The 23,178-nt window shown below is 63.9% G+C and carries 23 protein-coding genes and 2 pseudogenes; 12 read left to right on the forward strand and 13 right to left on the reverse strand.

Annotated features, from left to right (window positions below; genetic code table 11):
• Positions 1–60 precede the first annotated feature (60 nt).
• The 5 genes from art_RS01810 to art_RS22010 form a co-directional block, all read right to left on the reverse strand.
• Positions 61–1,782, reverse strand: coding sequence for an ABC transporter ATP-binding protein (locus art_RS01810; RefSeq protein WP_038462150.1), 1,722 nt, complete (start codon positions 1,780–1,782; stop codon positions 61–63).
• Positions 1,779–2,672, reverse strand: coding sequence for an ABC transporter permease (locus tag art_RS01815; protein WP_038462151.1), 894 nt, complete (start codon positions 2,670–2,672; stop codon positions 1,779–1,781). Before art_RS01815 ends, art_RS01810 begins: the two co-directional genes overlap by 4 nt.
• A complete protein-coding gene (locus tag art_RS01820; RefSeq protein ID WP_038462152.1) occupies positions 2,669–3,643 on the reverse strand; it encodes an ABC transporter permease in 975 nt (324 codons plus the stop codon). The genes art_RS01815 and art_RS01820 overlap by 4 nt, the downstream gene beginning before the upstream one ends.
• Positions 3,644–3,667: 24 nt before the next feature.
• Positions 3,668–5,332, reverse strand: coding sequence for an ABC transporter substrate-binding protein (locus art_RS01825; protein WP_038468276.1), 1,665 nt, complete (start codon positions 5,330–5,332; stop codon positions 3,668–3,670).
• Positions 5,333–5,442: 110 nt separating this feature from the next.
• Positions 5,443–5,640 carry a hypothetical protein gene (locus tag art_RS22010; RefSeq protein ID WP_157875094.1) on the reverse strand — a complete coding sequence of 66 codons (198 nt, stop codon included), beginning with the start codon at positions 5,638–5,640 and terminating at the stop codon, positions 5,443–5,445.
• A 168-nt stretch (positions 5,641–5,808) separates the two neighbouring features.
• On the opposite strand from art_RS22010, the gene art_RS01830 reads away from it, so the two are divergent.
• From art_RS01830 to art_RS01840, 3 genes are read left to right on the forward strand one after another with little or no spacing between them, the layout of a single operon-like run.
• Entirely contained in the window at positions 5,809–6,804 is a 996-nt protein-coding gene (locus art_RS01830) for a pyridoxal-phosphate dependent enzyme (RefSeq protein WP_052135897.1), read from the forward strand.
• Positions 6,801–8,486 (forward strand): FAD/NAD(P)-binding protein, encoded by a 1,686-nt coding sequence (locus tag art_RS22790; protein WP_038462153.1) that lies wholly within the window; start codon positions 6,801–6,803, stop codon positions 8,484–8,486. The genes art_RS01830 and art_RS22790 overlap by 4 nt, the downstream gene beginning before the upstream one ends.
• Entirely contained in the window at positions 8,440–9,843 is a 1,404-nt protein-coding gene (locus art_RS01840; RefSeq protein WP_038462154.1) for an alanine racemase, read from the forward strand. The genes art_RS22790 and art_RS01840 overlap by 47 nt, the downstream gene beginning before the upstream one ends.
• On the opposite strand, the gene art_RS01845 is transcribed toward art_RS01840, so the two are convergent.
• The 5 genes and pseudogenes from art_RS01845 to art_RS01865 all read right to left on the reverse strand — a co-directional run bounded on the left by art_RS01845 (position 9,837) and on the right by art_RS01865 (position 14,652).
• Positions 9,837–10,826 (reverse strand): 2-hydroxyacid dehydrogenase, encoded by a 990-nt coding sequence (locus art_RS01845; RefSeq protein WP_162182020.1) that lies wholly within the window; start codon positions 10,824–10,826, stop codon positions 9,837–9,839. The two genes, art_RS01840 and art_RS01845, sit on opposite strands and share 7 nt — an antisense overlap.
• Before the next feature lie 137 nt (positions 10,827–10,963).
• Positions 10,964–11,647, reverse strand: coding sequence for a hypothetical protein (locus art_RS01850; RefSeq protein WP_038462155.1), 684 nt, complete (start codon positions 11,645–11,647; stop codon positions 10,964–10,966).
• A gap of 153 nt (positions 11,648–11,800) precedes the next feature.
• Positions 11,801–12,382 carry a cyclophilin-like fold protein gene (locus tag art_RS01855; protein ID WP_038462156.1) on the reverse strand — a complete coding sequence of 194 codons (582 nt, stop codon included), beginning with the start codon at positions 12,380–12,382 and terminating at the stop codon, positions 11,801–11,803.
• Between the two features lie 75 nt (positions 12,383–12,457).
• Positions 12,458–13,351 (reverse strand): annotated as a pseudogene (locus art_RS01860) (NAD(P)-dependent alcohol dehydrogenase).
• Positions 13,352–13,374: 23 nt separating this feature from the next.
• Entirely contained in the window at positions 13,375–14,652 is a 1,278-nt protein-coding gene (locus art_RS01865) for an MFS transporter (RefSeq protein ID WP_253901442.1), read from the reverse strand.
• Positions 14,653–14,820: 168 nt separating this feature from the next.
• Between art_RS01865 and art_RS01870 the strand changes: the two genes are divergently transcribed.
• From art_RS01870 to art_RS23220, 4 genes are all read left to right on the forward strand, one after another.
• Positions 14,821–15,717 (forward strand): helix-turn-helix transcriptional regulator, encoded by an 897-nt coding sequence (locus art_RS01870; RefSeq protein WP_038462157.1) that lies wholly within the window; start codon positions 14,821–14,823, stop codon positions 15,715–15,717.
• 14 nt (positions 15,718–15,731) lie between these two features.
• Entirely contained in the window at positions 15,732–16,118 is a 387-nt protein-coding gene (locus art_RS01875; protein WP_038462158.1) for a cyclophilin-like fold protein, read from the forward strand.
• On the forward strand, positions 16,115–16,840 hold the full coding sequence (locus art_RS01880; protein WP_038462159.1) for a dihydrofolate reductase family protein: 726 nt from the start codon (positions 16,115–16,117) through the stop codon (positions 16,838–16,840). Before art_RS01875 ends, art_RS01880 begins: the two co-directional genes overlap by 4 nt.
• Positions 16,841–17,182: 342 nt before the next feature.
• Positions 17,183–17,287 carry a hypothetical protein gene (locus tag art_RS23220; protein ID WP_157875095.1) on the forward strand — a complete coding sequence of 35 codons (105 nt, stop codon included), beginning with the start codon at positions 17,183–17,185 and terminating at the stop codon, positions 17,285–17,287.
• A gap of 147 nt (positions 17,288–17,434) precedes the next feature.
• Here the strand turns inward: art_RS23220 and art_RS01885 are convergent.
• Positions 17,435–18,506: pseudogene (locus art_RS01885) on the reverse strand (FAD-binding protein); the annotation flags it as partial.
• A gap of 529 nt (positions 18,507–19,035) precedes the next feature.
• On the opposite strand from art_RS01885, the gene art_RS01890 reads away from it, so the two are divergent.
• From art_RS01890 to art_RS01900, 3 genes are all read left to right on the forward strand, one after another.
• Positions 19,036–19,599 carry a Dps family protein gene (locus tag art_RS01890; RefSeq protein ID WP_038462160.1) on the forward strand — a complete coding sequence of 188 codons (564 nt, stop codon included), beginning with the start codon at positions 19,036–19,038 and terminating at the stop codon, positions 19,597–19,599.
• 67 nt (positions 19,600–19,666) lie between these two features.
• A complete protein-coding gene (locus art_RS01895) occupies positions 19,667–19,876 on the forward strand; it encodes a DUF2945 domain-containing protein (RefSeq protein ID WP_038462161.1) in 210 nt (69 codons plus the stop codon).
• Positions 19,877–19,928: 52 nt separating this feature from the next.
• On the forward strand, positions 19,929–20,432 hold the full coding sequence (locus art_RS01900; protein ID WP_052135899.1) for a DUF6328 family protein: 504 nt from the start codon (positions 19,929–19,931) through the stop codon (positions 20,430–20,432).
• A gap of 373 nt (positions 20,433–20,805) precedes the next feature.
• On the opposite strand, the gene art_RS01905 is transcribed toward art_RS01900, so the two are convergent.
• Positions 20,806–21,090 carry a hypothetical protein gene (locus tag art_RS01905; protein ID WP_157875096.1) on the reverse strand — a complete coding sequence of 95 codons (285 nt, stop codon included), beginning with the start codon at positions 21,088–21,090 and terminating at the stop codon, positions 20,806–20,808.
• A 169-nt stretch (positions 21,091–21,259) separates the two neighbouring features.
• Here art_RS01905 and art_RS01910 point away from each other — a divergent pair, with 169 nt between their 5' ends.
• Entirely contained in the window at positions 21,260–21,790 is a 531-nt protein-coding gene (locus art_RS01910) for a hypothetical protein (RefSeq protein WP_052135901.1), read from the forward strand.
• A 67-nt stretch (positions 21,791–21,857) separates the two neighbouring features.
• Here the strand turns inward: art_RS01910 and art_RS01915 are convergent, their stop codons facing one another.
• Complete coding sequence (locus tag art_RS01915; protein WP_157875097.1) at positions 21,858–22,127, reverse strand: hypothetical protein; 270 nt, start codon at positions 22,125–22,127, stop codon at positions 21,858–21,860.
• A 756-nt stretch (positions 22,128–22,883) separates the two neighbouring features.
• Here art_RS01915 and art_RS01920 point away from each other — a divergent pair.
• Entirely contained in the window at positions 22,884–23,150 is a 267-nt protein-coding gene (locus tag art_RS01920) for a Rho termination factor N-terminal domain-containing protein (protein ID WP_038468293.1), read from the forward strand.
• Positions 23,151–23,178: the final 28 nt, after the last annotated feature.

Raw genomic sequence — 23,178 nt, forward strand, 5'->3', positions numbered from 1 at the left:
GGCGGCCCCGTAGCCCATGCACCCTTCGGCATCGGAAGGAAAGTTCGGCCAACGCCTCAGTCAGCGTCCGCGCAGAGGCGCAGGCGCCGCCGCCAGCAGGGAACGGGTGTAGTCGTGCTGCGGATGGGTGAACACCTGCTCGGTTGGGCCTGATTCAACAACTGCCCCGGCACGCATGACCAACACCTCGTCACTCATGTGCCGGATCACTGAGAGGTCGTGCGAGATGAACAGGTAGCCCAGCCCGAGCCGTTGCTGCAGCTCATCCAACAGGTCAAGGATCTGCGCCTGGATGGAGACGTCCAGCGCGGAAACGGGCTCGTCGCAGATCAGCACCCGCGGGTTCGGGGCCAGAGCCCGGGCAATGGCCAAGCGTTGGCGCTGGCCGCCTGAGAGTGTGGCGGGACTGCGTTCTGCCACGCCGGATTCCAGGCCAACCATCGCCAGTAAGTCCTTGATCTGCTCAACATAAGCGCGTGGCTTGCGCGTGGCGCCGCGGCTCAGCGCATCGGCCAGCAGGGAACCGGCGGACAGCCGCGGATCGAAGGACGACAGCGGGTCCTGGTAAATGGCCCCCAGTGCCGACCGGCGGCTGCGGCGTTGAGCTTCAGGAACCCGGCTCCACGGTTCACCGAACAGCTCAACGGTTCCCGCGTCGGGCGCCAGTAGGCCCAGCGCCATGCGGGCCGTGGTGGTTTTTCCCGAACCTGATTCACCCACCACACCCAGGGTGCGCCCGGGCAGCAGCTCGAAGCTGACATTGCGCACGGCCTGGAAATCGGCTGACTTGGCCACAGCGAAACTTTTGGCGAGTCCGTGGGCACTCAGCAAAGGACGCACGACGGCGTCCGGCCCACCACCCGCTGCCACCGCCTCACCAACCGCTGCTGCCGTTTCTCGCGCTGAGACGTTCTGCCGTCCTGCAATGCCAGGTGCAGGTGCAGGTGACGACGCAGCAGGTGCTGGGGTGTCCGGCGTGGGGGAGAGCCGGGCGAAGCGGGGCTTGCCGGCGGGAACGGCCGCGAGCAGGGCACGTGTGTAGGGGTGTTGAGGGTCGGCAAGGACCTGCTCGCGCGGGCCGCGTTCCACGATGCGCCCATCCTGCATGACGGCAATCGTGTCGGCGACACTCGCCACGGCGGCAAGGTCGTGGCTGATCAGGAGCATTCCCGAACCCGTTCGCCGCAAACCGCCGAGCAGGTCCATGACCTGCGCTGCGATCGTCGCGTCCAGTGCCGTGGCGGGCTCGTCGGCAATGATTAATGCCGGCGCCAGGGCGATGGCCGAGGCGATGAGGGCTCGCTGTCGCATGCCGCCGGAAAGTTCACCCGAGCGCTGGGAAGCGCGCTGTGCCGGGTCATCCAGCCCCACGGCCGCCAACAATTCGATGACGCGGGCAGCGCGTTCCGCCCCGGAGCCTGCCGAGTGCAGACGCAGCGCATCATCGATTTCCTTGCCGACGGTGCGCAGCGGATCCAAAGACGTCAAGGCATCCTGCAGGATGAACCCCACTCTCTTGCCGCGGACGGCGCGCCAGCCGCGCTGTGACAGCCTTTGGCCGTCGTGGCCGGCAACGTCCAAGGCGTCGGCGTGCACCAGGGAGCCGGCCCCGGCCAGGCCGATTAGGGCCCTGGCGGTCACCGACTTGCCCGACCCTGATTCACCCACCAGGGCCAGACATTCCCCGGGGTGCACGGTAAAGGAAACGTCGCGGACCACGCGGCTCCCGCCAAAGGAGACATTCAGCGCCTCCACCCGCAGGATGGGCTCGATGGGGTTCATCGGCTGCCCCCGGACTTAAAAGAACGCGAGAGCACTGTGGCGGCGGCGGCCACCAGCACGATCGCCAGGCCCGGGAAGAAGGTCATCCACCAGGCCAGGGCCAGGTAAGTCCGGCCGGTTGAGAGCATGGTGCCCCATTCCGGGGCCGGTGGAGGCGAACCGAGCCCCAGAAAGCTCAGCGACGCCGCCCAGAGAATGGCCTGCCCCAGACCCAGGGTAGCCAGCACCGCAATGGGTCCCAGCGCGTTGGGCAGGATGTGGATCCGGAGAATGTGCAGGCGGCTGCGCCCCAGCACCGTGGCGGCCTCGACCATGGGGGAGGTGCGCAGGGCGATGATCTGCGCCCGGATCACCCGGGCATAGCCAGGTGCCGTGGTCAGGCCCACCGCAATGACAGTCGTTGCCACCCCGGGCCCGGCCAGGGCGATGAACACCAGGGCGAGCAACAGTCCGGGCAGGGCAAAAAGCACCTCCAGGATGCGGCCCACACCAAAGTCCAGCCACCGCCCGCCAAAACCGGCAATGGTGCCCAGCAGCAGCGCCAGGCCCAGGCCAATCGCCGTGGCCGCAGCTCCGATGAGCAGCGAGGGCCGGGCGCCGTGGATGATGCGCGAATAAATGTCGCGCCCCGATTCATCGGTGCCCAGCAGGTGACCGGCACCCGGGGCGGAGAACGCAGCGGCGGGGTTGATGGCCAGCGGGTCAATCGGCGCCAGCAGGTTCGGTGCGATGGCTGCCAGAACAAAAAAGAGCAGCACGGCCGCGGCAGCAATCAGCGGCACGCGCGCGGCGAGCCGCCCGACCAAGGCGACGTCCCGCCGTCGTGCACGGGATTTCTTGGGGGCCAACACGGGATCTCCCGCCGGCAGGGAAGCCATGGGGGCGGTCACGGGGTGCCGATCCGCGGGTCGACGAGGCGTTCGGCAAGGTCGGAGAACGCCATGATCACCACATAAGCGGCGGCTGAAACGAGGGCGACGCCGGTGACCAAGGGGATGTCGCGGGCCGTCACGGCGGAGAGCAACGTACGGCCCAGGCCGGGGCGGGCAAAGATGGATTCCACCACCACCGCTCCGGAGAGCAGCGAGCCAAGCGCCCACCCCGACAGTGCAATGCCCGGCAGCGCGGCGTGCCGCAGCGAATGGCGCAGCAGGACGCCGACCTCCGATTCGCCGCGGGCGCGGGCCGAGAGGGCAAAAGCGGAACGCTGGGCCGTCTCCATGGTGTCGCGCATGACCTGGCCCAAGAACCCGGCCAGCGGGAGGGCCAGGGTGATGACCGGCAGCACCAGGCCGGCCGGGGTATTCGTGCTCACCGGTGGGAGCCAGCCCAGCATGGTGGAAAAGACCATGATCAGCACGCTGGCCAGCCAAAAGTGCGGCACGGCGGCCGAGACGATTTCCAACCCGGAAGCCACCGCGGAACCGAGGACGCCGCTGCGGGTGGACAGGATGCCCAGGCCCAGCGCCATGGCCCAGGCCACCAGTAGTGCAAGCCCGGCCAGGATCAGTGTTGGCGGAAGCAGCTCGCCGAGCACGTCGGCCACGGGGGTTTTCAGTGAGTACGAGGTGCCCAGGTCGCCGGTGGCCAGCCTGCGCAGCTGCCCAAAGTACTGCAGGTACAGTGGCTGGTCCAGGCCGTACTCGGTGCGGGCCGCGGCCAGGGCCTCGGCCGACGCCTGGGAGCCCGGGCCGCCCATGATGGCCTGCGCCGGGTCCCCGGGAATCATCCGGATGCCAAAGAAGATGGCCGTGGCAACCGCCCACAGCACAAAGATGCCGCCGCCGATTTTTCCCAGCAGCCAGCGCACGGGCGCCCCGATCTTGCGGGGCGACCGGACGGCGGCTGTGGATGTGCTCATGCGCGCGGGATGCGTGTGCCGGTCCTAGTTGGCCAGCCAGGTGTCGGTGAACAGCGGGGTTGCGACGGCGCTGGTGGCACCCACATTTTGCAGCTTCTCCGAGTACAGGAAGTGGTTCTGCTGGTCGTAGAGCGGCAGCAGGTAGTGGCCCTCGAGCACCAGCTTCTGCGCCTGCGTGTAGAGGTCCTTGCGCTCGGCCTCATCAGAGGTCGAGCCGGCCTTGTCGAGCAGTGCGTCAAGGGCCGGATTCTTGACCTGGGACAGGTTGGCGAAATAACCGGACGGGGCGGGAATCGTCGAATCGGAGTGGAAGAGGATGGACAGGACACTGGGGCCCACCTTCGTGTACGGGGCGGACACGAGGTTGTAATCGTTCTTGGCCAGCTCCCCGTACCAGCTGGAGATGTCCAACAGATTGATCTTGATCTCGATGCCTGATTCCTTGGCAGTGGCCTGCATCTGCTCGAAGATCGACTGCTCGGCAGGGATCGACTGGCTGGTGCTCACCGGGAAGGAGAGGGAGAGCCGGGTGCCGTCCTTGACGCGGTAACCCTCCGCGTCGCGTTCCTTCCAGCCTGCCGCGTCCAGCAGCTCGCCGGCCTTGGCCGGATCGTAGTCAAAGAGGGATTCGTCGGAGTACGCCAGCGGCTCCACACTGGACAGCGGCGAGTAAGAGCGCGGTGCCGTGCCGAAGAACAGGGAGTCGATGCTGGCATCGATGTTCACGGCATGGATGAAGGCTTCGCGGACCTTGGCGTCGTTGAACGGCGCCTTGGAGGAGTTCAGCTCAACCCGGTTTGAGGCGCCGGGGCGTGGCGCGTCCAGGTGCTTGATGGCGGAGTTCTTGGCGGCAGCCGCAATGGCGTCCGGCTGGGCGTTGTCGATAACCTGCACCTCACCGGCCTGCAGCGCCGCAATGCGCGTTGCGGCCTCGGGGATGAAGCGCCAGGTGATGGCATCCAGGTAGGCGGTGCCGGCGTGTGCGGCCGCCGGGTCGGGGCTTGCGTAAGCGGCGTTGCGGACCAGGTTGACCGAATCCTGTTTCTTCCAGGACTCGACCTTGAAGGGGCCGGTGCCCACGGGAGCGGCACAGTTTTCCGCCTGCGTCCGCTTGAGCGCCGCGGGGGATTCGATGGCCACCCAGGGCATGGAGAAGGACTCGAGCAGCGAGTTGTCCGGGGTCTTCAGCGCCAGTTCCAGCGTGGCGGCATCCACGGCCTTCATGGAGGCGATCTTGCCCAATGCCAGGTAACCCGTGGAGGAAGCGGTTGCCGGATCCAGCAGGTGCTCAAAGTTGGCCTTGACCGCCTCGGCATCCAGGGCAGTGCCGTCCGTGAAGCTGATCCCTTGGCGGATCTTCACGGTGCGGGTCAGCCCGTCGTCGGAGACGGTGGAGCCCTCAGCCAGCCAAGGAATCAGTGTGCCGTCCGCGTCTTTGGTGTACAGGGTTTCCAGGAATTGCGAGGCAACGAGCGCCTGCGGATAGTTGCCGCCAACGTGCGGATCCAGGCAACTGGGTTCGGCGTCGCCGGAGGCATAGACCAAGGTTCCCCCGGTCACAGGAGTGCCGGCAGTGTCGGAGGAGTCCGACGTCGTTGTGCCGGGGGTGCAGCCGGCGAGAACCAGGGCGGCGGCCAGGGCCGTTGCGGCCGGAAATAGTCTGTTGGCCAAGGGGCGGGCGAGAGTCATGAACTTCTTCCTGTGGACCGGTGAACCGGTGAAGCGGAGCGATGCGTGGGTGCCATCCTTGCCGTTCCTCGGGCCACCGGCCATGAGGCACGCGTCGGCGGGCACCGCCATCAACCATAGTCCTTGTGGCGGGCGGCGCCCATGGACATGTGGGGCACGTCATAGGGGTGCGGGCGGTTATGTCCGCGTCCGCCGGGTATGAAGTACGACGGCGGGAGGTGCCTTTCGCGCGCCCGGCACCAGCCGTCGTCGTACTTCAGACCCGCATTCGGCAGGGCCACGCAGTCTGCACGAAAAAAAATCGGCAAATTCACCCTCGGTGCCGTGCCGCTGTGGACCGGGTGCCCCTAGACTGGCCAGACGTCAGAAAAATGCCGGTTTGCCAGTGGGCCGTTCAAACGCTCCAAGGCTGTCCAATGTCCAGGCGTTGGCTGCTTTCGGGTGTGGCGCGCCACCAGGGCAGGAATGGAGAAACGATGTTGCACAGTTCGGGAACGCTCACTCCGTTTGTGACGCCGACGGTGAAGCTCAGCCGCCTCTTTGCACCACACGCGGCCCACATCTACGCCAAGCTGGATCTGCTCCAGCTCTCCGGCAGCACCAAGGAACGCACCGCCAGGGGGCTGATTGAGGATTTGCTTGATTCAGGCAGGCTTCACACCGGAGGCATGATCGTTGAATCGACCTCCGGTAATTTGGGCATTGCCCTGGCCCGGCAGTGTGTGGTGCGCGGCCTACGTTTCACGGCAGTTGTCGATGAGAACGCCAATCCGCTGGCCCTGAACCTCATGCGGGTGTACGGCGCGACGGTGGAGCTTGTGGCCACGCCCGCCGACGGCAACAAGCTCGCCGCACGCCGCCGCCGCGTCCAGGATCTGTTGGCGGAGCACCCCGGATCCGTGACCACCAACCAGTACGGGTCCCCGGCCAACCCGCGGGCGCACTTTGCATCCACCATGCCTGAAATCATGGCCGGTTCCGGCGGGGACCTGGATTATCTGTTCATTGCCACCAGCACCACCGGCACCCTTCTTGGCTGCCAGCAGTACATTCGGGCGCACGGCCTGGACACCAAAATAGTGGCCGTGGATTCCGTCGGTTCCGTTCTCTTTGGCGGAGCGTCCGGTACGCGCAGGCTTCCCGGACTCGGCGCGGGCGTGCTGCCGGAACTTGCCGCCGCGGCACAGCCCGACTTGGTGTTCCAGATCGAGGAAATCGAGATGGTGCACGGGTGCAGGTTGCTGGCGCGCCGTGAGGGCATTCTGGCCGGCGCCTCCACGGGGGCCATCGTCGCGGCCATGGGAAAGCTGCTGCCAGACCTTGATTCCGGGGCCCGTATCGCCTTCATGGTCCATGACACCGGCGTGCCGTACCTGCCGACCGTCTATGACGATGACTGGGTTCGCGCCACCCTGGGTGCGGATCCGGAACCGGGCTTCACCGCTGATCCGGTTGAAGTCCCGCACCCGTGATCCGGGTAGCCGTGATTGGCGGGGGACCCAAGAGCCTTTTCGCCCTGCTCGCACTCCACGACCTCCTCGGCTCCGGCCCAGCCATCCCCATCCGGGTTGACGTCTACGACCCCCTCCCGCCCGGGTCCGGCAGTGTGTGGCGGGCGGACCAACCCCACGTCCTGCGCTTGAATGTGAACGCAGGCATCGTGGACGCGTCCTCGACCCTCAGCGCGGAGAGCTTCGCCGGATGGGCGGCCCGCGCGGCCCCGGAAATGTCGGGGGAAAAGTACCCGCCGCGCGCCGTGGTGGGCCGCTACCTGCGGGAGCAGTTCCAACTGCTGTGCCAGCGCGGGAACTTTGCTGTGGCCCATGCACCTTTCGTTGTCACCGGCGTCGAACGCCACGGGTCACAGTGGCTGGTGAGCGGCCCCTTCGGACAGCAGCACTATGATGAGGTGCTGGTGGCAACCGGACACGGGCTGGGCGATGCGGCGCCCTGGCAACCGCTGCCCGGGTCACTGAATACGCACCCGCTGATCGGCGACTACTCTGCACTCACAACGGAGGGCGTCCCTACGCGGTCCAACGTGTGGATTCGCGGCGCCGCGCTGACGGCCTACGATGTGGTGCTGCTCCTTACGGAAGGCCGCGGAGGCTCCTGGCAGCACTGCACCAACGACGGCGCGGAAGGCACAGGGGTGCGCTACCTGCCCAGCGGCCGTGAGCCGCGGCGCATCACTCTCTCCTCCCGCAGCGGCCTGCTCCTGGACCCCAAGAGCGAAGCCGTCCCGCCTGAGATTGCCGCCTGCCTGGAGCGGTACAAACCACAGCTGCGCCAGTGGGGGCGCCAGGTCCGCAAGGACCTGCCCGACGGCGCCCGGCTGGCGGGATTGTGGGTGGTCCTGCTCTGCTGTGCCCAGGACTGTGCCCGGCTCATGGGCGCAACCGTGGGTGCCCTGTCACTGTGGCGCACCGCAGTGACCGGACTCTCGGCGGACGCCGAGTGCGGGCCCGCCGCACCGGCGAGGCCATGCGGCGCCGCAGATAATCTGCGGAACAGCCTTGCGGTGAACCACCACAAGGCTCCTGTCACCACGGGGTGGCTATGGGCGAGGGTGTGGTCGGGCCTTTATACAGAGCTGGTCACCGCGATGGACCGGCTGCCGCGGAGCACCCGAGAGAATCGGCGCTTTGCCCGCGTGGCAGGCAACCTCGAACGGTTCGCCTTCGGTCCTCCGGAACTCACGGCCCGCAAGTTGTTGGCACTCTTTGACGACGGCCTGCTCACCGTTGCAGCAGCAGGGGAGAGCCCGCCTCCTGATGCCGTCCTGATCGACGCAGTGACCCCGGGTCCCGGCGTGCTTCGTGCACCAGCACCGGAAGGCCGCCCCAGCAGTGACCTTTTTGCCGGGCTGCTGCACGCCGGGCACGTCTCGATCCGGCGGGGCGACCGGGGCCTGCTGGCAGACCCGGACGGCACCGCCCTGGCCAGCAACGGCTCCCGGACCGAGTCACTGGCGGTCGTGGGACGCCCCACCGAGGGCCCCACCCTGGGCCATGACACCCTCAACCGTGCATTGCACGGGGAACACCTCCTGTGGGCTCAGCGAATCGCCACCCTTGCCACCGACCACCCCGACACATGGAGTAAAGATGCGCCAGACGATGCATGGCACCGCCCCGTTGACCGCCCGGCTTGAGCCGTGGATGGAGGAACTGCTGACCAACCCTGCCCTGTGCCGGGAGCTCATTGATGTCCACGGTTCCCCTGTGAACCTGCATGACTTCAGCGCCATGGGGCGCAACGTTGCGCAGCTGCGCGCCGCGGCAGACGCGCACGGGATTGACTTTGAAATCTATTTTGCCCGCAAGGCGAACAAGACATTGGGGGCGATCGACCAGGCCGTCCGCGAGGACTGCGGCGTCGACGTGGCCAGCCTCAATGAACTGCGCCAAAGCCTTGAGCGGGGTGTGCCCCCGGAACGGATCATCGTCACGGCTGCCGTTAAATCCCGGGCGCTGCTGCGGCTGGCCATTGAGTCCCACGTGACCATCAGCTTCGACAATGAGAATGAGCTGCGTGACGCCCTTGAGATATCTGGTGAGCGGCAACCGCCCCTCGTGGCGGCCCTGCGGCTGGCCGTGGCCCACCCGTCAATTCCGCCCACACGCTTCGGGCTCCCAAGCACCCAATGGTTGGCAGTCCTGCGGGATGAGGGGCTGAAACACCGTGTCAAGGTGGCGGGTATTCACTTCCACCTCAACGGCTACGACGCCGGATCCCGCGCCCTCGGGATCTCGGAGGCACTGAGCCTCATTGAACAGTTGCGCACGCTGGGCCAAGATCCCAGTTTTGTGGACATGGGTGGCGGAATCCCCATGTCGTATCTGGACAGCGCGAGCGAATGGGGGCAATTCTGGTCGGCGTTGGAACACCTGCCGGCAGGGGATGAGTCGCTCACGTGGAAGTCAGATCGGCTCGGCGCCGTCGGCGGCCCGCCGGCAGCTGGCGTGTACCCCTACCATCAGGAACTTGTTCGAGCGGAGTGGCTGGATCACATACTCACCACCAAGCCCGAATCAGGGCAATCCTCCATCGCCTCCGCGTTGCGTGCGGCGCAGATTCAGCTGCGCTGCGAGCCGGGGCGGTCGCTGCTGGACGGTTGTGGACTCACGCTGGCCGAGGTTGCCTTCAGCAAGCACCGCAGCGACGGTGTCCCGCTGGTGGGGTTGCACATGAACCGCACACAATGCCGCTCCACCTCGGCAGACTTCCTGGTTGATCCGGTCCTCGTCCACGCCACGCACCCGCAACGGGAGAGAACCTTCGACAGTGCATTCCTGGTGGGTGCCTACTGCATCGAGGAAGAATTGCTGCTGCGCCGCCGTTTCGAATTTCCCGGGGGCGTGGCTGCCGGAGACCTGGTTGCCTTCCCCAACACGGCTGGATATCTTATGCACATTGTGGAGAGCGCCTCACACCAGCTGCCGCTGGCCGCCAACGTGCTCTGGGACGGCGGCCGGTGGGTGGCCGACGACATCGACCCGCCTCACTGAACTAGATGAAGCGGCGCCTCTCCCCGGGACATCCGGCCCAGCTGGGTGACCGTCAGTTCCGTCGCCAGGCGGAGGAATTCGGCCGTGTTGCCCGCCATGTGGGGAGTGATGAGGGCGCCGGGGGCATCCCACAAAGGGTGGTCGGAGGGCAGCGGTTCCGGGTCCGTGACATCCAGGGCAGCCCGCAGCCGCCCAGTTCCCAGCTCTGCCAGGAGTGCGGCGGTGTCAACCACAGGCCCACGCCCAATGTTGACCAGCAGTGCCCCGTCCTTCATGTGTGCCAGGAAGGCGGCATCCACCAGGTGTCTGGTGGAGTTGTCATGGGGGAGCGTCACCACCACCACATCCGCCGTCGGAAGAAGACCCGGCAGTTCCTCCGGTCCGTGGACCTGGCCGCCGTTTTTCAGCGCCCGCGCCCGGCTGGCAACGGGAATCAGGGCGGCAGGACGGAAGGGCTCCAACCGTGCGAGGAGTTCCTTGCCCACCCCGCCGTGTCCCAGTACAAGCACCACCGAACCGTGCAGGGAGGTCGTCCAGAGTGGCGCCCACTCGTGCCGACTCTGTTGCCGTACCGCGTCCGGCAGCTCCCTGAGCGCTGCAAGGATGAGGGCCATGCCAAGCTCGGCGGTGGAATCCTCCACCGCGCCGCGGGAATTGCTGAGCGTCACGTCGGCCGGCAGATGCTCCAGGACCCATTCGCAGCCGATCGACAGCAGGTGCACGTGGCGCAGGCCCGGAATGTTGGCCACCCGGGCGCGGCGGGCAAATTCACGCGGCCGTTCGGTGACCAGGACGTCCGCGGCGGGGGCCTCTGCGGGGTCGTCGTTGAGGTGCCACACGATGGGTGCAATGCCCGGGCCGCTGATCTCCTCTGCGAACCGGGCCGTGGGGACGAGGACTCGCAGTGCCAAAATTATTCCATCCTGGGCACCGTCAGGGCAGGCCCGCTGCTGTGGTTGTGACGCCGACACATCGGTCTCCATGGTGCCAGCCGTCTTCAGGATAGTCCAGGCGCGGCGGCGGGACCTCCCGCAGCTGCCAGTGCCTCCTGCAACGGCCGTCGCGCTCGGGGTCGCCGGCCTCGTCACGCCTGTTTTCCGTAGCTCGGCCCCATGCGGTCCTACTGGGCCGGCTTGTCGGTCTCAGCTGCAGTCTCAGCCGCGGCATCGGCCTCACCCGCGTCCTCCATGAGCCCCTCCAGCCCGGCCTCAGGGACCTGTTCGTCGGCGGCGCTGTCTGTCACTGAGTGGGGTTGGCCCGCCACAGCCGAGTCGTCATTCTGGGCAGTTTCGATGACCAGTGCGTTCTCCACTCTGACGGCCAGTCGTGAACTGCGGTGGCGCCTGGCATCAGCCAGGCCGAACAAACGTTGGGCTGCGACCGCTTCGCCTTCCTTCTGCAGCAGCGCACCAGCCGCCATCAAGGCTTCGGCCGCCACAGCGTTCTCGCGGTAATCCAAGTAGGCGCTGGCAGCCTGCTCTTCACTGATTTCGTTGATCCGTGCGCTGACGCGATTGGCGTCGGCCAGGGAGTAACCATGTCCAAGCCGGTAGACCTCGTGGTACAGGAAACCGTAGTTGTTCTCCCGGAAGTCCATCGACTCATCCAGCCGGCTTTTCAATTCCGCCTGTTCGGCGGGCGAGAGATCGTCCACTTCAAGCCCAAGCCGCTGAGCAAACTCGCGCAAGTAGGTGGCACTGGCCAGCGGCATCCCGCCTGGTTCGGGCCTGGCCTCTGAAGAGTCCGAGAGTTCGTCCCGGGAAGTGGAAAACAGGGCAAGAAATTTTTGGATCAGGGTGTTCATGGGGGCCTCCAGTGGTAAATGCTGCCCTTCAATCTTCCCAGCCCAAGGCTGTTTTTCTCCCGATTCTCGTGGTGATTCTCACCGCAGTGGCATATTCAGCTCATCCAGGATCGGCAACAGGGCTTCGCGCTGTCCGCGGGCCGGGCGGCGTGCCTATTTGACGATGTGTACGGTGATATTGTCGCCTTCAAGCTGGGTTGGTGGTTCGGTGGTGGCGTTGTAGATGCCCAGATGGATGATTTGGTCCGAGTATCCGATGCCGTCCGTGGTGTAGTGGAAGCCGAGGTTTCCCCACGGGATGTAGTAGATGAGGAATCCATTCTCGGGGCCGGAACCGGGGGATCCTGCTGTTTCGAGATCGCGGGGGAGATGGGCCAGTTTCTCCATGCCCGCAAATTCCTCCACAGGCACAGGCACAGGCACGGTCAGCGGAAGCAGGATCAGGAAGTCCTTGGCGGTGGGATTGTCGGGAGTGATGGTCACGTCAACGGTTGTTTCTCCGGCGGTGAAGCGGACGAGTACGTCTTCGTCAGGGGAAACGGCAGGTTCCGGAGTGGCTGCCGCGGGTGCCGGAGCAGTGTCGGAGGCAGTGGTGGCCCCTTGTATCTGTGGTGGCAGGGTCCCTGTCCCCGTCTCTGCCCTGGTGGGTCCCGACTCTGCCCTGGTGGGTGTTGTGCAGCCGGCCAGAGCCACCAGTGCTGCCAGTGGCGCGGCCAGGAAGAGCTTTCCCCGCATGGTGTATTCCCTTCTGTAGGCGGTGTTGCGTTGGCTGGCGGGGTTCGGGTTGCCCTGCTTTGGAAGGTGGCGTTCTTAGAGGGTGGCGGTGTCGATGACGAAGCGGTAGCGGACGTCGGAGGCCAGTACACGTTCGTAGGCGTCGTTGATTTGTTCGGCCCGGATGACTTCGATTTCTGAGCCGATGCCGTGGTCGGCGCAGAAGGTGAGCATGTCTTGGGTTTCGAGGATGCCACCGATCAGGGAACCGGCGAAGGACCGCCGTCCGGTGATGAGGGAAAACGCCTGGACAGGGAGTGGTTCCGCCGGGGCGCCGACGTTGACGAGTGCGCCGTTGAGGGTGAGCAGTCGCAGGTAGGCGTTGATGTCGATCGCGGCACTGACGGTGTTGATGATCAGGTCGAAGCTGCCGGCCAGACTGGTGAAGGTTTCCGGGTCGTTGGTGGCCTGGAAATGGTCGGCACCCAGCTTGAGTCCGTCGTCGTGCTTCTTGAGGGTTTGGGACAGGATGGTGACCTCGGCGCCCATGGCGTGGGCGATCTTCACGGCCATGTGGCCGAGCCCGCCGAGGCCAACAATAGCGACCTTCTTTCCCGGTCCGGCGCCCCAATGGTTGAGAGGGGAGAAGGTGGTGATGCCGGCCAGGCAGTACTGTTCCTCACCTGCCTGGCAGTGGATGCATTCTCGGCAGGAGTTCACCATGCAGCCGACGCCGACCCGGTCGCCAACCGCGTGCTTGGTGACGGCCGTGCCGACCTCGGTGACGATGCCAGCGATTTCGTGGCCGGGGGGCAGGGGGTAGCTTTGCTGGCCCCGATCGCCTCAGACGGTGTGGATGTCGGAGTGGCAGATCCCGGCAAACTTGACGTTGATGAGAACGTCAAGGGCACCGACGGGACGGCGTTCAAGGGTGGTGGGGAAGAGTGCTTCGGTGGCTGAGGGGGCGGCATAGGCCTTGACGGTGAACATGGTTCTCCTGAGGTGGGGTCGGGTTAGCGATGGACGGGGAAGGCAGCGCGGCGTGCGGTAAAGGCGATGATCAGGGCCGTGGCGGCGAGGCCGATCATGAGGAGGGGCAGGACCATGCCGTCGAAGCTGGTGATCAGCACGGCCCCGAGGACGCCGGCGGCGAAGATGGCGACATTGAAGGCGACGCCGAGCAGGGAATTCGCTACGTCGGCATTCTCACCGCTGGCCTCGCTGATAGCCGTCTGCAGCTGCGGCGCTGCACCGCCGAAGGCAACCCCCCACAGGACCAGGGCGATCAGCACGGCGACAAGGGAGTGTGCGCCGGCGAAGAAGACCACACCGGCCGTCAGGAACACTGACAGGCTCACCAGCACAAGGAGCCAGGGGGCACGGTCGATGAGTGCGCCGGTAATCCAGATGCCGATCAAGGCTGATGCGCCAAACACCACCAGAGCCACATCGACGCCCAGAGGAATATTGGCCGAGCGCAGGTAGGCGGCGATATAGGTGTAGACGGTGTTGTGCGCGAGCATCCAGGCAAAGATCACCAGGAGAATCACTGACACACCCGGGATGGCGAAGACCTTGAGCATGGGGATTTGGGACTCGGCCCGCTGGCCGGGGGCGTCGGGGACGAGCAGCCAGGCCAGAATGGCAGTGAGAATTGCCATTCCGGTGAGTGCCCAAAATGACCAACGCCAGTCGAAGGTGGAGCCGAGCCAGGAACCGAGCGGAGTCCCGAGCGCCAACCCCAGCGGCGTGCCGATGGATGCGATGGCCAGGGCCCGGCCGGCAAGTTCCGGGGCCGTGATGCGGCGCGCGTACCCGGCCAGCATCCCCCACAACAGCCCCGAGAACGCGCCTGCGGCAAAGCGGACGGCCAAGGTCAGTACGATGTCAGCCGAGAATGCCGCTATGGTGTTGGCGAGCAGGAATCCCAGAATTCCGACCAGGAAGACTGGTTTGCGTCGCATGCCGCGGGTGAGCGCAATGGCCGGGATCGTGAGCACGACGGTGCCCAAGGCATAGGCGCTCACCAACTGCCCAGCCGTACCTTCGGCAATGTTCAGGCCGGCCGCAATGTGCGGCAGAAGTCCGGCCGGCATAGTTTCGGTGGCTATAAGGATGAAGCCCATCAGGGCCATGACCAACAGTGCAGGCAACGGCAGGTGGCGCCCCACGGGGGCTGCGCGGATTTCCTGCTTGAGCGGCACCGCCTGCGTCCGGCGGGGACCCTTCTCTGCTGCAGCGTCCAAGATGCGCACGCAGCCCTGGCCGTTCGGCGCAGATTCTGAAGTCAAGGTACGGGGGTTCTTCCTGGTGGTTGGGGCAGTGCACGTCCACAGGCGGGGTGCGGCTGGCTGTCGTTCATCCAGTTAACACCCGCTGCGGACAGTGGGGGAGTCCCTGTTGTGAGGGGTACCGGCAGGGACTCCCAGTCCGGGCGGTCCGTGGCTACTGTGGAGGGTATGAACAATCGAGCTGAAGTGCGTGAATTTCTGATTTCACGCCGTGCCCTGGTTAATCCGGAGCAGGTCGGCCTTCCGGCAGGCACCAACCGGCGGGTCAAGGGGCTGCGCCGCAACGAGGTGGCGACCCTGGCCGGGGTGAGCATCGAGTACTACACCCGCATGGAGCGCGGTGCCATCAGCGGTGCCTCACCCGAAGTCCTGGACAGCATTGCCAAGGCGCTCCGCCTTGATGACGCCGAACGCGCACACCTGTTCGACCTCGCCCACGCCGCAAGCCCGGTCGCCAGGCCGCCCCGGCGCCGCAATACCAAAACATGGGTGGCACACCCAAGCCTGCAGTGGACACTCGACGCCGTGACGGCCGGACCTGCCTTTGTGCGCAACGGGCGCATGGACCTGCTGGCCGCCAACAATTTGGCACGCGCCTTCTATAAGGACGTCTATGACATGCCGGGCCAGTCGCCGAACATTGCCCGGCATACCTTTCTTGAGGAGCGGGCACACGATTTCTACCCGGACTGGGAGTTGTTCGCGGAGGTGAATGTGGCCATCCTGCGCACCGAAGCGGCCCGGGACCCCCATAACAAGGAACTCCACGACCTTATCGGGGAACTGTCCACCCGCTCTGAGGAGTTTCGGCGCCGGTGGGGTGCGCACAATGTCCGCCATCACGGCACGGGCTCAAAAACCTTTCATCATCCCGTTGTCGGCGAGGTCACCCTCGCCTACGAAGGACTGGAGATGGCAGCCGAGCCCGGCCTGACACTGACCATCTACGCGGCCGAACCGGGATCCGCCTCCGAGCAGGCGTTGCAGCTGCTGGCGTCGTGGGCGGCCACCGAATACGGTGCCCCGCGTTCCTCGATCAAGGCGCAGGAATCCACCGACCACTAATCCTAAGGAACCGCATGAAGATTGCACTGAGCATTGACGGCATCCATGTTGAGGCAGAACTGTATGACCATCCCGTGGCGGGCGAACTGGCCGGGATGCTTCCCCTGGATCTCATCTTTAATGATTTCAACAACGTGGAGAAGGTGGCGTCTCTGGGCCGGTCCCTGACCCTGCATGGCGTGCCGGATGCCGATGCTCCCCAGCCAGGGGAAATTGGCTATTACGCACCCACACAGGGATTTGTTCTTTTCTATGGCAGTCCCGGACGGTGGCCCGGGCTGGTGCGGATGGGGCGTTTCAGCTACGACCTGGAAGCGCTGCGGGACCTCCCAGACGCCACCAGTATCCATATAGCGACCAGAGACACAACTGTTGACACTCCAGGAAAGAAGCTCAAGTGAGCCGCCCGTATGTCATCATCCATACTCACACCGCTCTTGATGGAAACATCAATGGCATGGACCTGCCGGCGTTCGAAGCGGGCAGCCAGCACTACCAGGATCTTGCGCTGACCCCGGAACGGCAGGTGCTCAATATTGACGCCTACCTCAACGGCAAGACGTCCACGGAAGACAACATCACCCACTACAACAAACCAGGCCTGGACGAGCAGGCCGCGGACGTCCCTGCCGGGGACTTCCTAGCCGAACCTGAAGCGGGCATGTACTACGTTTCAATCGACCCGCGCGGCGAGCTGGCCTGGGAAGACAACACGTTCGGGTATGGGGGCGTGCCCGCCCACTTCCTTGAGGTGCTCACGGATCAGGCAAGCAACGCCTACAAGGACTTTCTGCGCCGTAAACGCATCTCCTACATCATGGCCGGCGGCGAACAAGTCGACTATGAGCTCATGCTGTCCAAGCTTCATGGGCTGGGCATCAAGCGGCTCATGGTGGGCGGCGGCGGAACCATCAACTGGTCCTTCCTACAAAACGGCCTCGTGGACGAGGTCAGCATGGTGCTGGCCCCGATCGCCAACGGCGACCCGGACGCCCCGCGCTTCTTTACCGCCCGTGAACCGTACAGTTCCGTCAGCCCGGTTGCCCTTCATCTCTCCAGTGTGGAAGACCTTGGGGACAGTGTCGTGTGGCTACGCTACACCGTCGATCCCGTCACTGGCTGAGTGTTTTTCAAGGTGTCTGTGGCATTGCAGCCCATAGTTACGACTGAACTGGCGTGTTGACAGTGTCACCACAATTCCTGCCAGACTTTGAGTGACGATTGATCCGGCAGTATTTCTGCCATCCGGGCTGGGTGCCGGTCGCGGAAAGCACGGACACTGCATCTGTTGTCAAGCATTGGCCGTGTGAGCGGCACCTGGAGACGGTGACGCCCGGTTAGTTTTCGTCGGATAATGTCAGACCCTGGTGATTGACTGGAGGCATGCGCCGTTACCGTTATCGGGTGTACCCGGACTCAGGCCAACAAGCGGCCATTGCCCGTCTTTCTTTTTGGTTGTGTCCGGGTGGCTTTCAACGATGCCCTGGCCCTAAGCAAAGCCCACTACGCAGACACTGGCACGCACCTGTCCAGCAAGGATGTGGGTGCTGCTTGGACGGCCTCCAAGTGAACGCCGGAACGGGAGTTGCTGAACGAGGTCTCCAGCGTCCCGCTGCAACAGGCTGTTCGGGATCTGGACGCCGCTGACACGAATTTCTTCTGTTCCTTGACCGGGACGCGCAAAAGGCGCCAGGGTTGCCCGCCCCGGTTCCACTCAGACACCGCCCATGGAGTAGTGCGCTGTCGGCGCGACTTCCAAGGGGATGGTAGTGATGTCCAGCATTTGCAGGTCCAGCATGGTCCGATACACGCGCGGCCGCTTTGCCAGAATAGTTTCTCGCGGTAGATGGGAAACATCCAGGTACACGCCGCCTTTGGGTGTACCGCGGCCTTCCACGATCTCCGTGAAGGCAGCCAAGGCCTCCCGGTCCCGGGTGGAGAGTTCCATGCGATCCGGATCATAGTTGCTCATGATGAGTTAGCCGTTGACGTTGCGCAAGATGCCGCCCTCACCGCGGGCGGCCTCCGAAACCAGCGTTCCTGCCATGTCCTCGGGTTCCAGAATTCCGGAGGGATGAAATCGGACCAGCTCCGCATCTCGCAGCCTCGCCCCGGCCAGGCCAGCAAGACGAAAGGTGTCCCGGTATTTTTATCCCTTCGCGAGGAGGTGCGCCGCCAGATCCGAGTGTGCCCACCAGCAGCGAGGATTACTGCAGCCGCGTGGATGTTCACGCGGCTGCCATTGGTCACGTCAAAGCCGTAAGACCCGAACACGCGCCCCTCGTGGACCAGTAGGCGGGTGACATAGATGGTGTCCACGATGTTCAGGTGAAGTTCAGTGGCACGCCGGAGCAAGGCCCGTTGGACTTCAAGCCCGGTGTAGTCCCCGGCAAAGGCTGTGCGGCGGTAAGTGTGGGCGCCGAAGAAACGCTGGCTGATCCTACCGTCAGCGTCCCGGGCGAACGGGCAACCCCAGCGTTCCAAATCCGCAAGGCCTTGTGGCACGCCCCGAGCCACGGTTTCCACCACTCACGGGTCGGCCAGCAGAATAGACTCCTTGAACGTGTCGGCGGCGTGCTGCTGCCAGGAATCCTGCGGATCCATGGTGCCCAGGGCGCATTGATGCCGCCAGCCGCCAAGGTGGTGTGCGCGTCGTGTTTGCGCCGCTTGCCCACGGCCAACACGTCCAGCCCTGCTTCCGCGAGCTCAATGCAGGCGCGCAAACCGGCGCCCCCGGTGCCGATCACCAGCACATGGGTGGAGAGATAGCGTTCGTCGTTGTACAGCATGGCACCACTTCCCTTCAGAGGCCGCGGGACCACAAACCGGTCAGCCGGGCACGGCCACAATCCCGCAGCAAGGACATGGTTCTTCGCATCGACCCGGTCGGCACTGCATGGAACCAGCTACGCCGTATTTTGACCGTATGCCTTGCGCGGGCTGCATGCCAGCACCAGTTCAGTGTGCAGGCAACGGTACCGACACCACCTCATTAACCGGCTGCCGCTGGCCCGCAGCCAACCGCACCATGGACAAAAATGTCGTCCGCTAGAACCGCAAATCAGAGGGCACCTACCGCTTCCTTGAGTGGCAGAAGTCATGCGTCCGGATAATCCACGGGCCAGCCGTCGTGGCACCTTGAAAGTAGCGGCCGACGGTGTAGCAGCTGCATTTTTGTCAGATTGGGGCGAGGGCAGGAATTTCAGGGCCATCGGCCGGTTCCGCCCGAGCCCAGACTAGAATTCCGGTGTTTGACTCGTTACGGTGAATCTACGACGGTCGTTGAAGATCGACCGTTTTGATTGAAGAGGAGTTCTAATGGCTTCCAAGAAAACTTCCGCCAACAAATATACTGTTCCTGGCCTGTCACTCAAGGCTGGGCGCCGAGTAGCAGTCATCCTGCAAGGCAGGCTTTATGCATTGAATGACCTGCAGCTCACGTTGAAGCACGCCCACTGGAACGTCGTGGGCCGCGATTTCATTGGGGTCCATGAAATGCTGGATCCTCAAATTGAACTTGTCCGGGCCATGATTGACGAAACCGCCGAGCGCATTGCCACACTGGGTATGTCCCCCAATGGCCTGCCCGGGGCCTTGGTCCGGGAACGCGCCTGGGATGACTACGCTGTGGGACGTGCCTCGACCACGGAGCACCTGGCAGCATTGGACATCGTTTACGATGGCGTCGTCTCAAGCCACCGGGACGCCCTCGCAGCAACAGGGGCGCTTGACCCGATTACTGAAGACATGCTGATCGGCCAAACAGCCAAGCTGGAACTTTTCCAGTGGTTCTTGCGTGCCCATCTGGAAAACAGCGAGGGAACATTGAGCCACGAAGGTGCGGAAACTGAAAAGACCGCTGCCGCAAGGGCCAAGAAGTAAACAGTCCGCCATCCTCCCGCCGCCGCCCGGGACAGTTGGTGGGAGAGCGAAGGAAAGGAGTAGCAAGATGTCACATGAATTCTCCGTTGGGGACCACGTGCGCTGGAATTCCGAAGCCGGGTATGTGGAAGGCAAAATCACCAAAGTCCACACGAGCGACGTTGACTACAAGGGCCACATGCGTCGGTGCAGCACTGAGGAACCACAATATGAAATCAAGAGCGACAAAACCGAGCACGTGGCCATGCATAAAGGCAGTGCCCTGAAAAAAGTCTGACATTTGCATGCTGGCGGCCTGTTTGGGGAAGCATCAACGGAAAGTAGCAACCATGGAATCCCACGAAGCTGGCGGGCAAGAAGCCGGCAGTGCGTCAACCGGTCGCAATGAGACAAGGAACGAACAGCATGATCGCAACTGGGATGACATCTTGCAGGAACTGCGCGTCTTGCAAACCGGCGTTCAAATTATTGCAGGATTCTTGTTGACGCTTCCGTTCCAGAGCCGCTTTGCTGAACTGGACTCCACCGCCGTCACCATTTACCTGGCCCTGGTTGTTTTAGCGGCTGTAACGACTTGCCTGATGCTGGTGCCCGTGACTCTGCACCGCAAATTATTTAGGCTGCGTCAAAAGGAGAAAGTGGTCGCTGCCGGCCATTGCATATTAAAGGCTGTATTGGTGCTGGTTGGGGTATTGATCGCCGGTTCCACGACATTGATTTTCTACATAGTAGTGGGAGGCCTCAGCAGCGCGGTGGTTGCCTTAGTCTTCGCGCTCGGACTTGTTGGTGGACTTTACCTATACCCGCGGGTAAGACGGCGCGACGACAGTTGATGCGGCCAAATTCTTGCCGACTTCACGACGTTTATGCCTAGTTCTTGTCCAGGTCGGCCAGCTCGGGCGGATCGCTGAGGTTGGTGTGGTCAACGCGAGCGACGGACCGCAGGACATGGAACGGTTGCAGCGCCACGGCACAGCTTCCGCGCACATGATCACCAGGTAGTTGTGCTCCCCGCAAACCACGTGATTGTCAACGGCCTCCTCAAATTCGTTTGTTGGCATGTGAACGACTTGGCCCGACGGAAAGTGAAGCGTCTACCGACCCCTACCTCTGGTACCGGGCAGCAGAGGTAGGGGTCGGTTATTCACGAGTGCCTGTTGGCTGGTTCGTGTCCCACACCGACGCTTGAGGTGCAGGGCGAAGTTTCTAGTTCGTTACTGTTTTGACCGTTGTCATGGTTGCCGCAGCGGAGCTCTTGACACGTTTATGTCTGGTCCGTTTGGGTGTTAGTGCGTTCTTATCCGGTGGGGCCCGCTTGCCCGGAGTGCGGATGGCTGTCTTGATGCGTTTGCGTCCGGTAAGCCGGTCAACTTTTAGGGTTGTTTGTCCTGTGATGACGCGCTTGGCAATGTTGACCGCGGCTACCTGGTCCCGGTTGCCGGCGATGCCGCAGGGTTTGCAGTGGGCGCCCATTGCTTTCGTCGCGGCCATCCTCATAGCATGCGGCCTGTCTTTACATCGGGTGCTGTGTTGCCTCAAGATGCTGTGCAATTGCGTGCTAACGGTGCATGATGGGAAGTGCCCCGCTATCAGGTGTGCAGCGTGATCAGCGTCGGCTCGTGTGCACTGTTTTGACGGCAACGATAGGAGATGGGTTTTCATGGACAGCACGGCTTTGATTTGGGTAATTGTCGCGATCGTCGTCATTTTGGCCGTCATTGGCCTACTGCTGGCAGTCGGTACCAAACGGCGCCGCCGCTTGGTTGAAGAGCAGAAAGAGGAGGAGCGCGGGCATGCCGCGAAGCTGCGCGACGAGGGGAAGGCAGTTGCGCTCGATGCCCGTGAACGGCATGTGGCGGCCGATCGGACAGCCGCGGACGCTGAGCAGGCCGCGGTGGAAGCCGAGCGATTGAAGCTTGAGGCGGAGCGGCAGCGCTCTCAGGCCGCCAACGATGCAGCAGCTTCGCAGGAGAAACTGCACGAAGCGGACGTGGTGGATCCGGACGTGAATGGTTCGCATCCAGGGCCACAAGGACGCTCGACCCCTGACCGTGCAGTGCAGGAGCCGGTTGTGCAGGAGCAGACGCCGCAGGAACAACCGAAGCATGACCGTGCCGCGCCGGATCCTGCGACGGAGGGCCCCTCCGCTTCGCAGGGGCCGGCGCATCGGCGGACGGCGGAAGGCAGCTAGCTTCGGCCCGGGCCCGGGCCTGAGCCTGAGCCTGAGCCTGAGCCTGAGCCTGAGCCTGAGCCCGAGCCTAGCCGGTGCTGTACGCCGTCGTGGCGGAAACCTTGACGCTGAGTGACATCACCGCAGTCAATGGCTCCCACCCGCAGGTGTTCCTGGTCAGCGTTGCCAGGACGCCGCCCCGGTCAGCCTGCTTCGCTTCTCCGAAGGTCGGCTGTATGGCGATGTCGCCAATGAGAATGTGCCTGCACCCGCTGACAGCGAAGCTCGTTCGGGCCGCGATGACAAACACGCGCGAGTTCGACGCATCATCATCCGCCGCAGCTGCCGCGTTTTTCAAGTCCTTTTTGTGGCTCTTGTGGCTCTTTCGTGGGTGCTTCAGCCTGGGACCCACCATCCCGGCTGGCAGCGTTCAAGCCGCTGTCGCCCTGGCTGTTTTTGCCTTGGCTGGTTTCGGCAGGGGCGCAGGGCACCCCGTCCTGGTCTTAGCGACAGTGTTTGACAGGCCAGATCATCCGATCCCAGCGGCTCCGCCGAGGTTGAGCTGGAAACACATGCCGAGAATGGGCCACACTCGCAGCATTCTGACCGTGTTTCGTCGAAAATGGTGCAGGCTCGTGAGAAGGGCGCAACCTTGGTGGCATATCGCGGCTCCGGGCCATTCTCGGCGAAACAAGAAGCCACACGCTACGGCCCAGGGTCATTCTCGACGAAGCACACACCCTCCCGTACGAGTTTCCCGCACCCCGCACAAGGAAACAGGGCCGGTGTCCGGTATCTCAGCGATGGATCGCCACAACAGCCCGCCAGCTGAGCGAAAAGGTTTGAAGACGTGACGGTGCAACGGTGAACCCACCCACGGAAAAGTCACAAGAGGACTTTTAATGGTCTTGCACTCAGATCGTCGCAGGAGCAGCGCATTTGTGCGGGATGTCACTCCAATTTTGTCACTGGAGCCCAGCTTGCGGATGGTGGACGGAAACCGTGGCTGGAGGGGTCTTCCCTTGCTTCTGGGCTGCCACGCCTCTAGCGTTGAATACCCACCAGTAGCGATTCAGGCACCGATTGGGTGCCGATGATGAAGGGGAGTCCGGACATGCCAGAGAAAAAGAACCCCAGTATAAAAGATCCCGAGCTGTACCAGGCGCTGCGTGACGACGGGGCCTCCCAGCAAAAAGCCGCCCGGATATCCAACGCTGCCGCCAAAGCAGGGCGTGCGACTGTGGGCCGCAAGGGTGGCAAGTCCAGCCCCTACGAGGAATGGACTGTTGCTCAGCTCCGCGGGAAGGCACGGGAAATCGGCCTCAAGGGGTATTCGCGCCAACGCAAACAGGAATTGATCGATGCACTAAGGAATTCCTAGTCGGTTAAGCCTTGCTGCCAACCGTGTT

Origin of the sequence: Arthrobacter sp. PAMC 25486 (assembly GCF_000785535.1) — a bacterium.
In the GTDB taxonomy this organism is placed as follows: domain Bacteria; phylum Actinomycetota; class Actinomycetes; order Actinomycetales; family Micrococcaceae; genus Specibacter.